Here is a 14,701-nt window from a genome sequence, read left to right as displayed (position 1 = left end):
GTCGAGCACGGTCGGGCGCAGGTCGTTGATGATCTGGCGCACGCTCTTGATCGTCGTGTCGATTTGTATCAAGGTGGCGCGGGCACGCTTGTGCAGGTGGCTGTGCGTGCCCTTCGTGCGTCCGGCCAGCAGTTCGGCCTCGATGCGCAGCGCCAGCAGACTCTGGCCGAGGTCGTCGTGGATCTCGCGCGCGATGCGCTTGCGTTCCATTTCCTTGATCTGGTAGGCGTGGTCGGCCAGGCGCCGCAGCTTCTGGTGCGACATCTGCAGCCTGGCCTGGCTTTCGCGCAGCTCGCTCGTCATTTCCTGCGCGAGTCCGAGGGCGGCGCGGCGCGACGACGTCAGGATGTGCAGCAGGGCGTACAGCAGGATGGAGCCGAGGAAGCCGAACGCCATCATCAGCTTCGGATAATAGACGTCGAAATTCGTGCGCAGACGGGCTTTCGGGACGCTGTACGTGGTCTGCCAGGGACGGCCGTTGAAGTCGAGCGGCAGCGTGGCCGTGAATACGTCATTGCCGCCGGCGAGCGGCGGCGTGGGGTTGCTGGCGCTGCCCCGGCTGTCGAACAGCACCTTGGGCCAGGTGGCCGTATCGTGGCCGATCACGTCGCGCGGGCCGACGTCGAACAGGGTCATGCGCACGCCGGGAATCGGCATCTCGTCCATCACGCCGTGCAGCAGCTTGGGCAGGCTGAATGCGATGCCGAGCGAGCCCAGGTACGCCGCGCGGCGCTGCTCGGCGTTGACGAGCATCGATCCGTGCCGGTACACCGGCATGCGCATGCCCAGGTGATTGTCGCCCGGCGTCGACAGCGCCGCGATCGGCCGGCCGGATGCGCGCAGCTGGCCGTCGTCGCGCGACTGGACGAGCTGTGTGTGGAAGTACGGATTGCCCATCAGGTCGAGGCCATACAGCCGTGTGTTGTTCGCATCCGGTTCGATGTAGCTGACGATGAGGTAGGCGGGGCGGATGCCGGCCGGCGTGATGACCGGGCGGGCGCCCGGACCGAGGAATGCCTGCAGTTCCCGCGTGAATTCGGCCTCGAACTGCGGGCGGTCCTCTTCGAGCACCCAGGCGGCGAAGTTCAAGGTGTCGACGGCCGGGTAATTCGTGGCCAGGCGCAGCCCTTGCACGTAATCGTGGAACTGGCGGTGGCTGTTCGTGTCGCCGCTCTGCAGCACGCTGGCCGCGCCGCGCAACAGGTCCGTGTACGACTTGATGCGCATATTGATCACGGCCTGCGCGTATTTCGCATGCCGGACGAAGCGCTCCTGCACATCGCTTTCGATCGAACGCGTCGTGATCGCGTACAGCATTCCGCCGACCAGCGTCGAGAGCATGACGCCGGTCCAGAATGAAAAGCGGGTGACGGAAAATGCGTCTCTCAGCGAGGTCGACATGACGTTCCGCAGGTGCCTCGGACTTGTTGATTTATTACAACTTACTTGGCTTGGGTGGCGGACGAACCTAGCAGATCGGGGAGTTGTCGACCACGCGCGACACTGGATTCCCAATGAGCCAAAGAAAAAGCCCGGATCATCAATGAGCCGGGCTTTGCGCTAGATCAAACGGAGGGAGGCCTTACGCCTTGCCCCAGCTGTCCTTGAGCGTCGTGACACGGTTGAACACGGGCTTGCCCGGTTGCGAGTCGACGCGGTCGGCGACGAAATAACCGTGGCGCTCGAACTGGAAGCGCTGGTCCGGCGCGGCCTGGGCCAGCCCCGGTTCCAGCCAGGCGGTGACGACTTCCAGCGCGTTCGGATTCAGCACGCTCATGAAATCCTTGCCGCCGCCGTCCGGCTGCGGGTCGAGGAACAGGCGGTCGTACAGGCGCACTTCGGCTTCCAGCGCGTGGCCGGCGCTGACCCAGGTGATGTTGCCCTTGACCTTGTAGGTGTCCGCGCCGGGCGTGCCCGATTTCGAGTCCGGGAAATAATTCACGTGCACGGCGACGACGTTGCCGTCCGCGTCCTTGTCGAAACCGGTGCACTCGGCGACGAAACCGTATTTCAGGCGCACGCGGGCACCCGGCTTGTCGTCGACCGGCGGCGTGAAGCGGTGGTAGCCCTTGGTCGGCACTTCCATGAAGTCTTCCTGCTCGATCCACAGTTCGCGCGAGAACGGGAACGAACGGGTGCCCCATTCCGGATGGTGCGGGTGGACGGGCGCGCTGCATTCGACCGTCTCGTTTTCCGGGAAGTTATCGACGATCAGCTTGAGCGGACGCAGCACCGCGACGGCGCGCGGCGCCTTCGGGTCGAGGTCGTCGCGCAGGGCGCCTTCCAGCGTGCTCATGTCGATCCAGCCGTCGGCCTTGGAGACGCCGATGCGCTCGCAGAACAGCTGGATCGATTCCGGCGTGTAGCCGCGGCGGCGCAGGCCGACGATCGTGGGCATGCGCGGGTCGTCCCAGCCGGACACGACGCCGTCGACCACGAGCTGGCGCAGCTTGCGCTTGGACGTGACGACGTAGGTCAGGTTCAGGCGCGCGAATTCGTACTGGCGCGGCACGGGACGCTCGAAGAAGCCGCCCTCGGCCAGCGTCTCCACGAGCCAGTCGTAGAACGGGCGGTGGTCCTGGAACTCCAGCGTGCACAGCGAGTGCGTGATGTTCTCCAGCGCGTCCGAGATCGGGTGCGTGTAGTCGTACATCGGGTAGATGCACCACGCGTCGCCCGTGCGGTGGTGATGCGCGTGGCGGATGCGGTACAGGGCCGGATCGCGGTTCGTCATGATGGGCGAGGACATCGCATCCTCGCTCATCCTGGCGCGCAGGATGTGCTCGCCATCCTTGTACTTGCCGGCCTTCATGTCGCGGAACAGCTGCAGCGATTCGGCGGCCGGACGGTCGCGGAACGGCGAGTTCGTGCCCGGCGTACCGAAGTTGCCGCGGTTGCGCGACATGTCTTCGGCGCTCTGGCTGTCGACGTAGGCCTTGCCGTTCTCGATCAGGTATTCGGCCATCGCGTACAGCTGGTCGAAGTAGTCGCTGGCGTAGTGCAGGTATTCCTGCCCGCCTTGCTCCCACGTGAACCCGAGCCACTTGACGCTGTCCATGATCGTGTCGACGTATTCCTGGTCCTCTTTTTCCGGATTGGTGTCGTCGAAACGCAGGTGGCAACGGCCCTGGTAGTCGCGCGCCAGGCCGAAGTTCAGGCAGATGGATTTGGCATGGCCCACGTGCAGGTAGCCGTTCGGCTCCGGCGGGAAGCGCGTGATCACGGACGGCATGCCGGCACGCGTGTGGGTGCCCGCGGCGATGTCGGATTCGACGATCGCACGGACAAAATTCGGTGACGGGGTGGCCGCCGCGGCGTTCTTGTCGTTACTCATGAAACCTATTGTTGGATGGGTATGATTCCCGGCATTTTACCGTAGAAGACGGCATCCGGGCCGCTATGTGGTCAAGCGCACGGTTTGCCCGCAGGGCAGTCCGCATACTGGGCGGGTCATCGTCGGGGGCGGCCTGTCAAGTTGGCGCTTTCTATAGGATAATCCCGGTTTAATGTTTTTTCGGCCACAGCCGGAGAGTTCCAAGTGGAAAATTTATACGCGATCCTCGGCGTCGCGCCGAATGCCAGCGACGACGACATCAAGAAGGTCTACCGGTCGCTCGCCATGCGCTACCACCCGGACCGCAACCAGGCGCCGGGCGCGGAAGCGCGCTTCAAGGCCGTCACGAAGGCCTATGAAGTCCTGTCCGACCCGGCCAGGCGCGCGGAATACGACCAGAGCGTGAACCACCGCATCGTGCTCGACGCGGAAAGCGAGGCGTTCGAGCTGTGGCGCTCGGTGTTCGCCCTGAACGGCGTGAACATTCCCGCCTGAGCCCATCCAACAGAATACGAGTCAATCATGAAAAAAGTACATCCGGAGTTCGCCTTCCAGTCGCGCGAGCTGGAAGGTCAGATCGAAGGCACCCTGGGTGACCCGCCCAACCGCAAGAACTACGACATGATGGTGCAGGCCCTCGTGTCCGAATACGCCAACGGCGACGGCCTCGACGACGTCAACATGATGGCGTTCGCGCTCGTCGACCGCATCCGCTTCACGGACCCCAAAGGCCTGATCCGCGAAGCCTACGATTACGAGGGCGGCGATCCGGCGAAGGTATTTGGCATGGCCAACTGCGACGGCGACGACGCGGGCCGCGCCATGTACGCGGCCATCTGCGACAACCATCCCGAGCTGGCGCGCCAGGCCATCGTGACGGCGTTCCTGTACAAGAACCAGGCCCGCTGGGAAGACGACGACCAGTCGCTCGACCAGCTGGCCAGAAACGACGAAGGCGACGACGAGGAACTCGACGAGACGTCCGTCGGCGACGATTTCTCCCAGCTGTTCGACCAGGATGGAGGTGAGCGCGAATGAGCGACGACAACAAATCCAATCTGCCCGCGCTGAGCAAGCAGGTCGGCGAGCTCGTGCTGGCCGGTTCGCTGCAGCACGCCGAGGAGGCGCTGTCGCAGGCCGCCGACGAGCATGGCGATTACGCGGTGGCCGAAGTGCTGTCGACGTTGCCGCCGCAGGTGACGGCGCTGCACCTGGCCGGTTTCGACGGGGCCAAGACGTCCCTCGCGACCCTGCTCGTGCCGCCCAAGGCGTGGGCCGAGAGCCTCGCCTACCTGGCCGCCACCTGGCCGGACGACATGATCGAGGACGATCCCGAGCGCATCGCCGAGAACCTGTTCAACCACATCCACGGCGTGGTCTACGCGACGGATGACGAAAACCGCCGCCAGGAGCTGCTGACGGAAGCGTCCGCTACCGACTACGGCGCGACCGCGTTCGCCATCGTGTGGTCGCTGGCGCCGCGCGAGATCCTCGAAGTGGCGGGCGAGATCAACAACCGCGGCCCGCACATCAACGTGCACACGACGTCCGACAGCGACGTCGTGCCGCTCGCCGTCGACCTGGCCAAGGCCAGCGAGGACGGCTGGCAGCGCTCGCTGCTGGAGCTGTTCCCGGAATACCGCAACACGGCCGACCTCGCGGACGTCGAGCTGCCGGACGATCCGGACGAAGAGACGGAATTCCAGCAGCGCGGCACGCGCGAACTGCTGTACCGCCTGCGCAAGCAGGTGCCGTCCGTGCGCGGCATGCCGCGCCGCAGCGGCCGCCGCAGCATCGGCACGGACATCTTCTCGTGACGGGGCTTGCAAGCGCGATGCTGCCGGCAATCGTCATCGAAAAACCGCCCCGGCTGATCCGCGCGATCCGGCTGATCGCCGCGCACGCGGACGCCGACGAGGCGGCCGGCCTGGCCGACGAGCTCTCGGGCATCACCGCGATGGTGGCCGAGAAGTTCACCAACGACCGCACGGCCGAGGGCATCCAGCGCGCGCAGCTGCTGACGATCGGCGGCGTGTCGCTGGGCCTGGAACATCTCGTCAAGGAAGAGATGGAACAGCGCGACGACGAGCAGGGCGACCTGGACGCGCTCGACGTGCTGCTGGGCGAGGGCGCGGAATACGTGTTCCAGCAAGGCTTCCGCCTGATCCGCGAACTCGCGGCGCTGCCGGAAGACACGCTGATCGGCGAGTTCGACGCCGACCCGGTGTATTCGCAGCGGCGCCTCAAGGAACTGTTCGTCGACATCTGCACGGCCGACCCGGGCGAGACGTGGACCGGCTACGAGCGCTACCTGGGGCAACTCAAGCAGCGCAAGGACGTGCAGGCCGTCGTGCGCGCGGCCCAGTGGCTGCGCCGGCATCACTGGGAAGGTCCCGTCAAGGACCCGGACCTGAACGCGGAAGGCGTGATCGCGCTGGCGATCGTCTTCGGCGTCGAAGGCGGCGGGCGCATCGTCGCGCGCACGGGGCAGAAGGAATTCGAACGCTTCGTGCAGACCGTCCGCAAGAGCAAGCCGGACTTCGAGGCCGGCTGGGCCGCGCTGCTGGAACACGTCCCGGCGCCGCACCAGGCCATCATCGCGGACCGCATCGCGAGCTATCGCAACAGCATCCTGCTGCAGAATATCGCGGGCAAGGTGCCCATGAAGCAGCTGTTCGTGGAGCTCGAAAACTACGCCGGGTCCGAGATCGACGCCGAGTATCCGTAACGCATGCGTCGCAATGGCGGGCTCGGGGAGCCCACCCTACGTGCAACCGAGGCCGTAGGGTGGGCACCCCGTGCCCACCGGACGTTTGTATCACCAAATCGAAGCCGTAGGGTGGGCACCCCGTGCCCACGAGACGTTTGCGTCATCAAATCCGGTAATTCCGGGGAGGGGCGCTGAGCTCGTCAATACGGTTCGTGCGCCCCTCGATTCCCAACAGGACTACCATGACGCTCCAGCCCCGCATCCCCGGCGGATGTGGACACGAGCCATCAATGCAAGGAGCACGTCATGTTGCAAGCAAACGAAATCCAGCAGCGATTCACTCATATTCAGCAAACCATCCAGGAGGCCGAACAGGCCTGCAAACAGGCCGGCGACGCACCGGACGAGATCCGCAACGTGATCGACAAGCTGTCGCGCGAAGCCAAGCAGGCGCAGAGCGTCATGCAGTCGAACGACCAGCAGCGCATCCAGCAATGCGTGGACAACCTGGAAGACATGGGCGACGAAGCCAAGCGCATCAGCCGCTCGCTGCCGACCATGCCGGCCCACCTGGAAGCGGCCGTGACCCGCGTGCACGCCGAGCTGTCCGACCTGAAGCACAAGCTGCACTGATCGTCCGGGCGCCACGGCGCGCCGTGGCGTTCAGGGTTCCAGCCCCAGCCGGAGACGATAAGGATAGACCATCTCGCACGGTTGCCCGGCGCAGACGGCTGGTTTGTATTGCATCAGGCTGGCCACGGTCGCGACGGTCTTGCGCACCTCGGGATCGTTCAGGCCGATCGCCCTGACGCTGCGGGCCTTGCCGTCGGTACCCACCAGCACGTACACGGTGACGTCGCCTTCCGCGAGCGTCTTGTTGACGATGCTCACGATCGCCCTGAGGAACTCGGCGGGCCCCTTGGCCGGATACGGCGGCTCGTCCCCAGGTGCGAGCGCGGGATACCAGTTGGCGATGGTGGCCTGCTCCGCCGCGGTCAATTCCTTGAAGCCCCGCTCGGGCGGCACCGGAATGCCGCGTGCCGCGTCGCGCCGGAACGTCGTGCCGATCGTGGCGAATTTCTGTTTGACCGTGTAGGTCCCGTCGGGCGCGACGGCGCGCGGCCGGCCCGGATCTCGCCCATCCTGCACCGCCACTTCGCGCCCGGCGCCGCCCGCGTAGACGATCTTGCCCGGACCGCTCGGTTCGCCATTCTTCCAGCCGCCTTCGTAGCGGCCGCCGAGCGCCCAGGTGATCGTGCCGGTGCCGTCAGGCTGGTTGTTCTTGAACTCGCCCTTGTAATCGTCGCCGTTCGCGTACAGGGCTTCGCCGGGCCCCATGAGCTTGCCCTCCCGGATGTCGCCCTCGTACTGGTCGCCGTTCGGCTCGCGGAAATAGCCGTGCCCGTCCGGCCGGCCGTCCTTGAGCGTGCCCGTGTAGATCGAGCCGTGCGGGTAGTGCAGTGTGCCTTCGCCGCGCGTCCGGCCCGCAGCGAATTCCGCTTCCAGCTTGTAGTGATTGCCGGCCGCATCCGTCCAGTCCAGCGCGCCCTTGCCTTCAGCGTAACCGTTCTTGCAGCCGCCGTTCCAGGTAGCCGCCTGCGCGGGCGGCGGCTTCACGGCGGCCAGGCGGCAGTCCGGCTTGCCGATCCACGCCGGCGCTTCCTGCGCAATGGCCGGTGCGCAGGCGAGTACGAGAACGAAAGAGATGGGTGCGGATTTCATGGCGGCCATCATCCGTGTCTGTCCGCAAATTGTCAACTCATCGATGCGATGGGGTTCACACAATGCCGCCCGCGCGCAGCGCCGCGATCTCCTCGTCGTTCTTGCCCAGCACGTCGCGCAGGACCTCGGCCGTGTGCTCGCCCAGCAGCGGCGGCGCCAGGCTGCTCGTCGCCGGCGTGGCCGACATTCGCATCGGGCTGCGCACCAGTTTCACGTTGCCGGCGGTCGGATGCGGCAGCGCGATCTCCATGCCGCGCGCGCGCACCTGCTCGTTGGCGAACACCTCGTCCAGGTCGTTGATCGGACCGCACGGCACGCCGACGGCTTCCAGCATCGCGATCCACGCGTCGCGCGGCTGCTGGCGCACCATGTCGGCCAGCAGCGGCACGAGCAGGTCGCGGTTCTGCACGCGCAGCGGATTGGTGGCGAAGCGCGGGTCGCGCGCCAGCGCCGGCCGGCCGCCCGCTTCGACGAATTTCTGGTACTGGCCGTCGTTGCCCGCGGCGACGATGATGTGGCCGTCGCTGCACGCGAACGTCTGGTACGGCACGATGTTGGCGTGCGCATTGCCCCAGCGCCTGGGCCGCTTGCCGCTGTTCAGGTAGTTGCTGCCGACGTTCGCGAGCATCGCGACCTGCGTGTCGAGCAGCGCCATGTCGATGTGCTGGCCCTCGCCCGTGCGGTCGCGGTGCGTGAGGGCCGCGAGCACGGCGACGGTCGCGTACATGCCGGTCATCAGGTCGGTCAGCGCCACGCCGACTTTTTGCGGGCCGCCGCCCGGCAGGTCGTCGCGCTCGCCCGTGACCGACATCAGCCCGCCCATGCCCTGGATGAGGAAATCGTAGCCGGCGCGGTGCGCGTACGGCCCGTCCTGGCCGAAGCCCGTGATGGAGCAGTAGACGAGGTCCGGCTTGATGGCCTTCAGCGTCGCGTAGTCGAGGCCATAGCGCTTGAGGTGGCCGACCTTGAAGTTTTCCAGCACGACGTCGCAGTGGCGCACCAGGTCGCGCAGCAGCGCCTGGCCTTGCTCCGCCGCGATGTCGACCGTGAGCGAGCGCTTGCCGCGGTTCGCGGACAGGTAGTACGCCGCTTCCGTGGTCGGCTGGCCGGATGCGTCCGGGGCGTACGGCGGGCCCCACGCGCGCGTGTCGTCGCCGGCGCCGGGGCGCTCGATCTTGATGACGTCGGCGCCGAGGTCGGCCAGGTTCTGCGAGCACCAAGGGCCCGCCAGCACGCGCGACAGGTCGAGCACGCGGATGTGGCCCAGCGCGCCCTGCAGTCGATGGTCCGGACCGTTGTGCGGTCCGTTCGGAATGGATGCCATTCTGTCTCCGATGGATGAGTTGTTCTCGGCGCGGATTATACGTCGCGCTCGTCCCGCTCCCGCGAGCGGGCGTCGTCGAGGGCCGCGGCGAACTGGTCGCGCTCGCGGTCGACGATGTCGTCGACGACGCGCTCGTCCAGTCCCATCCCTTCGAGCACGAAGGCCGACAACTGCAGGCTCGCCTCCAGCGTCTCGGGCACGACGACGTTGGCGCCGGCCCGCTTGAGGGCGCGCGCATGCTTTTCGTCGCGCGAGCGCGCGTACAGCTGCACGTGCGGGAATTCGCGCCGGATGCCGCGCACGGCCTGCAGCGCCGATGCGGGATGGTCCATCGTCAGCACGATCGCGGGCGCTTCGTCGGCGTGCACGCGGCGCAGCAGCTCCGGCCGGGACGCGTTGCCAAAGTAGACGGGCACCCCGTCCGCGTGCAGCCGCGAGACCATCTTTGCGTCGTTCTCGAACGCGACGTACGGGATGTTCTGCGCCGCCAGCAGCTTGGCCAGCTGCTGCCCGACGCGTCCGAAGCCGGCGATGATCACGCGGCCGCGCGCTTGTTCCAGTTCGTTGTCGTCCTGCTGCGCCTGTGCGGCATGCGCGTGCGCGGCGGAGCGCTCGCCGATCGCGTGGCCGATCCGTGCCAGCAGCGGCGTGATGAACAGCGACAGGCCGACGGCCAGTATCACGCGCGCGCCGAGGGCGCCGTCCAGCAGCCGCGCCGCGATCGCGTCGCCGATGACGATGAACGCGAATTCGCCGCCCTGGCCCAGCAGCAGGCCGCCTTCGATCGCACGGCCCCACGGCAGGCCGCCGAGCCGCAGCAGCGGCGCGATGACGGCGCCCTTGAGCAGCACGAGTCCGAGCACCGCGCACGCGAGCCACAGCGGCGCATGCACGATCTGCAGCGGGTCCATGCCCATCCCGACGGTCATGAAGAACAGCCCCATGAGCAGGCCCTTGAACGGTTCGACCATCAGCTCGACCTCGTGCTTGAATTCCGTCTCGGCCAGCAGCACGCCGGCGATCAGCGCGCCCAGCGCCATCGACAGGCCGGCCAGGTGCGACAGCGCGGCGATGCCGAACGTCGACAGCAGGATCAGCGCCATGAACACGTCCGGCTGGCGATGGCGCGCGAACGCACGGAACAGCGGATGCACGACCTTGCCGCCGATCAGATAGATCACCGCGATGGCGCCGGCCGCCTTGGCCATCGCGAGGAGGGCGATCAGCGCCACGTTCGTGTCCGCCCCGGCGCCGCCCTTGCCGAGCGCACCAATCAGGATCAGGATCGGGACGACGGCGAGGTCCTGCAGCATCAGCACCGCGAACGCGGCCTGGCCCACGGGACCGGCCGTGCGCTGGCTCTCGGCCAGCAGCTGCATCACGACGGCCGTGGACGACAGCGACAGCACGAGGCCCAGCACGAGCGCCGCGTCGAGCCGGCGGTCGATCAGAAAATACGCCGCGCCGCCGATCAGCGCGGCGCACAGCAGCACCTGCGCGCTGCCGGTGCCGAACACCCAGCGCCGCATGGCCCACAGGCGCGCGGCGGACAGTTCGAGGCCGATCATGAACATCAGGAACAGCACGCCCAGCTCGGCCAGCATCGCCACGTTCGCGTTGTTGGGAAACGTGAGCAGGCCGAGCAGGTGCACGTCCTGCGCCATGCGTCCGAGGCCGAACGGCCCGAGGAGGGCGCCGACGGCGAGGAAGCCCAGCACCTGGTTGATGCGCAGGCGTTGCAGCAGCGGGATCAGGATGCCGGCGAGGGCGAGGAACAGCAGGATTTCGCGCAGGAAGGGGAAGGCGTGTTGCTCTTGCACGTGAGGCCTTTATTGGACAGGGGGCCCGCCAATTTTAACGCGCGGGCTCGGGGAGCCCACCCTACGGCATCACTCGCATCGTAGGGTGGGCACCCCGTGCCCACGCGGTGATACGCCACAAGCGTAGCCGCACGCGTGCCGCCGACCGCGAACGACTATGCCTGCCGGCTCTCCGCCGTGAGAATCACCTCTTCCATCTCCTGGTCGATCTCGTTGCGCAGTTCGAGATAGCGCCCCAGCGCATGATCCAGCGAAGGCAACAGGATCGCCCGCTCGCTGTGCAGCCCGGTGTAGCGCGGGCGCTGCGCCGCGAAGCCGATCGATTCGGTCGATACGGCTTCCAGCCGGCTCGCGTCCACGCCGGCCTGCGCGGCCGCGCGCTCGGCCAGTTCGGCCCACGTCAGCGTGCCCACGTTGGCCAGGTGCCAGACGCCGGATTCGCCGTCGATCGCGAGGTCGAGGCAGGCGTGCACGAGGTCCGGCACGTACGTCGGCGACACGGCCATGTCGTGCGCGGCGCGGAACGGTTCGCCCCGTTCCAGCGCGCCCAGCGCCAGCGTGACGAAGTTGTACTTGTCCCACGGGCCGAAGAAGGCGCTCGTGCGCACGACGAGGGCGCCCGGGTGCTTGTCCTGCACGCGCAGCTCGGCCTCGGCCTTGCTGCGGCCGTAGACGTTGAGCGGGGCGACGGTATCGCTTTCGACATAGGGCCGGTCGAGGGCGCCGTCGAACACGAGGTCGCTGGAGAACGTGGTGAGGTGCACGCCGTGGCGGGCGCACGCGGCGGCGAGGATCGCCGGACCGATCGCGTTCTCGCGGAAGCAGCGTTCGGCATCGCGCTCGGCGTCGTCCACGCGCACGTAGCCGGCCGTGTTGATCACCGCCCACGGACGATGGCGCGCCAGCGCGCGTTCGACGGAATCGGGGTCCGTGATGTCCATGTCCTGGCGCGACAGCAGGCGGTACGCCAGATTGCGCTTGCGGCAGATGCGGGCGAAGGCGCGGCCCAGCGTGCCGGTTGCGCCCGTGATGAGGACCGGTGCGGCGTCCTTGCCGACGAGCGTGTGGCCGTCGGCCGTGATCGACGTGAGGGCGTCCGGCGTGGCAACCGGCTGGCACAGCCAGCGGCCGGGACGGCGCCACCAGCCCTGGCCGCGCAGCACCGGATGCGACAGCGGCGTGCCGGCCGACAGCTCGCGCATCATGCGCGCCACGGCGGTCGCGCGCGGCGCGGGCGCGCGCACGTCGAACGGGCCCGGTTCGTAATAGCCGTTGTTGCGCGTGACGAGGCTGTTCCAGTCGAACGAGCCGAGCAGCGACCACACGGTCACCGCGCGCAGGTCGACGCCGTTCGCGCGCACCTCCTTGCCCGCTTCCCAGATTTCGAGCAGCCAGCGCAATTGGTCTTCGCGGTTGGCGTCGATGTGGGCTTCGGTGACGGCCAGCGGGATGCGGTACCGGTCCCAGATCTCGTGCAGCAGCGGGGCGATGCCCGCGGTGGGCGTCGCGAGCGCGCGCGACGCTTCGATGTCGGCGCACGCGATGCCGTCGGCCGTGCCGCGGTGGTGCGCCGGATAGCGGTCGGGACGGTGATCGAGCCAGCGTTCGCTCGTGACATAGTAATTGACGCCGATGACGTCGGGCGGGCAGGGATTCTCGCGGAACCACAGGAACTCGTCGGCCGGGATGCCCGTCTTCGTCAGGTAGGACCACAGCGGATGTTCCGGCCCGACCATGCCGCACAGCAGGTCCCACGCGAGCCAGCGGCGCTCGTTGTAGAACTCGGCGACCTTGGCCATCTCGGGCGTGCTGTAGGTCTTGCCGAGATCGTCCGTCTGCACGAGTTTCGCGTCCGGATTCACGGCGCGGATGGCGCGCATGGACAGCACGACGGCGCGGCACTGGTTCAGCAGCGCCTGCACGAACGTGCGGTCGTCGCGGCCGTGCGGATACCACACGCCGTACAGGCCGGCGAAGCGTGCCGTCGTGCACGGTTCGTTGACGGGCGTGTAGTACTCGATCCACGGGTAGCGCGCGGCGACGGCGCCGGCATACTCGGCCAGTTGTTCCGCGAACGCCGGATCGACGAGGCTCGTGTGGCGCGGGCCGCTGCCGTGGTGGATCAGGCCCGCGATCGGCGTGATGCCGTGGGCGCGCAAGGCGTTCAGGCGCTCGTCCGGCCAGGTCCAGTCGGCAATCTCGATGCCGTCCGGGGCCGTGCGCTCCCACAGCACGGGATAGCGGATGGCGCGGATGCCGAGGGAGGCGAAGCGGGCGATGTCGTCCGGCCTGCCGGCGTGGCCGTTACGGTCGAGTTGGTGGAAGTAGTCGTCGCGGACGCGGTTGACGGTGCATTCGAGGCCGCCCCAGAGTTCGAGGGGACGGGCGTGGCTGTTCGTGCTCTTCGTGGAATTCATAAATCACCAGTTTGTTAGTTTTATTGCAACAAAAAATCCAGCATGGTCCCGATCTGGCAAAAAAGTCGGGGAAGCGTTTTGGCTTTCGAGCGGTGGCGGTTGACAGCCGCGCGTCAACCTGCAACCATGCCATCCATGAATTTTTCGTATCCACATCCTGTTCTCACCTGGTGGCGCCGCTGATTGCGCGCGGCCAGTGAATTGGATAGGTATTCCGAAACGCCGCCTCGATTCCAAGGTGGCGTTTTTGTTGGCGCGGCAGGATCGGGGCAGGGCGGTCAAACACCCAAGGACAACTCGATGAGTCTGCAAACCCCTACCGCTACCACGCCCATCATCCTGACCGGCGACCGGCCCACCGGGCCGCTGCACCTCGGCCACTTCGTCGGCAGCCTCCGCAATCGCGTCACTTACCAGGATCAATATCGCCAATTCATCATGCTCGCGGACGCCCAGGCGCTCACGGACAATATGGATGATATTGGTAAGGTACACCGGAACGTGATCGAGGTGGCGCTCGATTACCTTGCCGTGGGGATCGACCCGGCCAAGTCGACGATCCTGATCCAGTCGCAGATCCCGGAACTGGCCGAACTGACCTTCTATTACCTGAACCTCGTGACCGTCGCGCGCCTCGAGCGCAACCCGACCGTCAAGCAGGAAATCATGCTGCGCGGCTTCGAGCGCGACATCCCGGCCGGCTTCCTGACCTATCCGGCGAGCCAGGCCGCCGACATCAGCGCGTTCAAGGCCACCATCGTGCCGGTGGGCGAGGACCAGATCCCGATGATCGAGCAGTGCAACGAGATCGTGCGCAAGTTCAACCGCAATGCCGGCCGCGACATCCTCGTCGAGTGCAAGGCGATCGTGCCGGAAGTCGGCCGCCTGCCGGGCATCGACGGCAAGGCCAAGATGAGCAAGTCGCTGGGCAACACAATCAACCTGGGCGCGTCCGCCGACGAGATCCGCGCCGCGGTCAAGATGGTCTACACCGACCCGCTGCACCTGAAGGTGTCGGACCCCGGCCACCTGGAAGGCAACGTCGCCTTCCTCTACCTGGACGCGTTCGACACCGACAAGGAGGGCCTCGCCGAGATGAAGGCGCATTACCAGCGCGGCGGCCTGGGCGATTCCGTCGTCAAGAAGCGCCTGGAAGGCATCCTGCAGGACATGCTGGCGCCAATCCGCGCCCGCCGCGAGGAACTGGCCAAGGACAAGGGGCAGGTCATGCAGATCCTCAAGGAAGGCACGATGAAGGCACGCGAAGTCGCGGCGCGCACGACGGACGAAGTGCGCAAGGCACTCGGGTTGTCCTATTTCTGATCCGCTGCGGGTAGCGATAGACGCGACGTGAGGTAGCGCAAGGCGATGGCT

General features: G+C 66.9%; 12 protein-coding genes. 6 read left to right on the top strand and 6 right to left on the bottom strand.

The annotated features are described in order from the left end of the window. A partial coding sequence (locus ASC93_RS10150) for a CHASE domain-containing protein (protein ID WP_056440686.1) occupies positions 1–1,401 on the bottom strand: 1,401 nt, incomplete at its 3' end. Positions 1,402–1,582: 181 nt separating this feature from the next. After that, positions 1,583–3,334 carry a glutamine--tRNA ligase/YqeY domain fusion protein gene (locus ASC93_RS10145; RefSeq protein ID WP_056440684.1) on the bottom strand — a complete coding sequence of 584 codons (1,752 nt, stop codon included), beginning with the start codon at positions 3,332–3,334 and terminating at the stop codon, positions 1,583–1,585. A gap of 204 nt (positions 3,335–3,538) precedes the next feature. On the opposite strand from ASC93_RS10145, the gene ASC93_RS10140 reads away from it, so the two are divergent. The 5 genes from ASC93_RS10140 (at position 3,539) to ASC93_RS10120 (ending at position 6,677) form a co-directional block, all read left to right on the top strand. Continuing rightward, on the top strand, positions 3,539–3,829 hold the full coding sequence (locus ASC93_RS10140; RefSeq protein ID WP_056440682.1) for a DnaJ domain-containing protein: 291 nt from the start codon (positions 3,539–3,541) through the stop codon (positions 3,827–3,829). 27 nt (positions 3,830–3,856) lie between these two features. Beyond that, entirely contained in the window at positions 3,857–4,372 is a 516-nt protein-coding gene (locus ASC93_RS10135; RefSeq protein WP_056440680.1) for a hypothetical protein, read from the top strand. Next, a complete protein-coding gene (locus tag ASC93_RS10130; protein WP_056440678.1) occupies positions 4,369–5,151 on the top strand; it encodes a hypothetical protein in 783 nt (260 codons plus the stop codon). Before ASC93_RS10135 ends, ASC93_RS10130 begins: the two co-directional genes overlap by 4 nt. 17 nt (positions 5,152–5,168) lie before the next feature. Further along, positions 5,169–6,062: a hypothetical protein gene (locus tag ASC93_RS10125; RefSeq protein WP_056440676.1), complete on the top strand. Its 894-nt coding sequence runs from the start codon at positions 5,169–5,171 to the stop codon at positions 6,060–6,062. A gap of 288 nt (positions 6,063–6,350) precedes the next feature. Then, positions 6,351–6,677, top strand: coding sequence for a hypothetical protein (locus ASC93_RS10120; protein ID WP_056440674.1), 327 nt, complete (start codon positions 6,351–6,353; stop codon positions 6,675–6,677). A 30-nt stretch (positions 6,678–6,707) separates the two neighbouring features. Here ASC93_RS10120 and ASC93_RS10115 read toward each other — a convergent pair whose 3' ends face one another. From ASC93_RS10115 to ASC93_RS10100, 4 genes are all read right to left on the bottom strand, one after another. After that, positions 6,708–7,766, bottom strand: a complete 1,059-nt coding sequence (locus ASC93_RS10115) for a hypothetical protein (RefSeq protein ID WP_162251838.1) — start codon at positions 7,764–7,766, stop codon at positions 6,708–6,710. A 55-nt stretch (positions 7,767–7,821) separates the two neighbouring features. Then, a complete protein-coding gene (locus ASC93_RS10110) occupies positions 7,822–9,090 on the bottom strand; it encodes a CaiB/BaiF CoA-transferase family protein (RefSeq protein WP_056440670.1) in 1,269 nt (422 codons plus the stop codon). A 35-nt stretch (positions 9,091–9,125) separates the two neighbouring features. Continuing rightward, a complete protein-coding gene (locus ASC93_RS10105) occupies positions 9,126–10,910 on the bottom strand; it encodes a cation:proton antiporter (RefSeq protein ID WP_056440668.1) in 1,785 nt (594 codons plus the stop codon). A gap of 155 nt (positions 10,911–11,065) precedes the next feature. After that, complete coding sequence (locus tag ASC93_RS10100) at positions 11,066–13,327, bottom strand: family 1 glycosylhydrolase (RefSeq protein ID WP_056440665.1); 2,262 nt, start codon at positions 13,325–13,327, stop codon at positions 11,066–11,068. Positions 13,328–13,627: 300 nt separating this feature from the next. Here ASC93_RS10100 and trpS point away from each other — a divergent pair, with 300 nt between their 5' ends. Further along, positions 13,628–14,650 (top strand): tryptophan--tRNA ligase, encoded by a 1,023-nt coding sequence (gene trpS, locus ASC93_RS10095; RefSeq protein WP_056440663.1) that lies wholly within the window; start codon positions 13,628–13,630, stop codon positions 14,648–14,650. Positions 14,651–14,701: the final 51 nt, after the last annotated feature.

Origin of the sequence: Massilia sp. Root335 (assembly GCF_001425685.1) — a bacterium.
In the GTDB taxonomy this organism is placed as follows: domain Bacteria; phylum Pseudomonadota; class Gammaproteobacteria; order Burkholderiales; family Burkholderiaceae_D; genus Telluria; species Telluria luteola.
The sequence above is the reverse complement of the archived record's forward strand: the minus strand, read 5'-3'. Positions and strand labels throughout refer to the sequence as shown.

Excerpts from the sequence above, each read along its gene's own strand:
- ASC93_RS10120 (WP_056440674.1), top strand. The coding sequence starts at position 6,351 with ATGTTGCAAGCAAACGAAATCCAGCAGCGATTCACTCATATTCAGCAA.
- ASC93_RS10110 (WP_056440670.1), bottom strand. The coding sequence starts at position 9,090 with ATGGCATCCATTCCGAACGGACCGCACAACGGTCCGGACCATCGACTG.
- ASC93_RS10100 (WP_056440665.1), bottom strand. The coding sequence starts at position 13,327 with ATGAATTCCACGAAGAGCACGAACAGCCACGCCCGTCCCCTCGAACTC.
- ASC93_RS10130 (WP_056440678.1), top strand. The coding sequence starts at position 4,369 with ATGAGCGACGACAACAAATCCAATCTGCCCGCGCTGAGCAAGCAGGTC.
- ASC93_RS10145 (WP_056440684.1), bottom strand. The coding sequence starts at position 3,334 with ATGAGTAACGACAAGAACGCCGCGGCGGCCACCCCGTCACCGAATTTT.
- ASC93_RS10115 (WP_162251838.1), bottom strand. The coding sequence starts at position 7,766 with ATGAAATCCGCACCCATCTCTTTCGTTCTCGTACTCGCCTGCGCACCG.
- trpS (WP_056440663.1), top strand. The coding sequence starts at position 13,628 with ATGAGTCTGCAAACCCCTACCGCTACCACGCCCATCATCCTGACCGGC.
- ASC93_RS10125 (WP_056440676.1), top strand. The coding sequence starts at position 5,169 with ATGCTGCCGGCAATCGTCATCGAAAAACCGCCCCGGCTGATCCGCGCG.
- ASC93_RS10135 (WP_056440680.1), top strand. The coding sequence starts at position 3,857 with ATGAAAAAAGTACATCCGGAGTTCGCCTTCCAGTCGCGCGAGCTGGAA.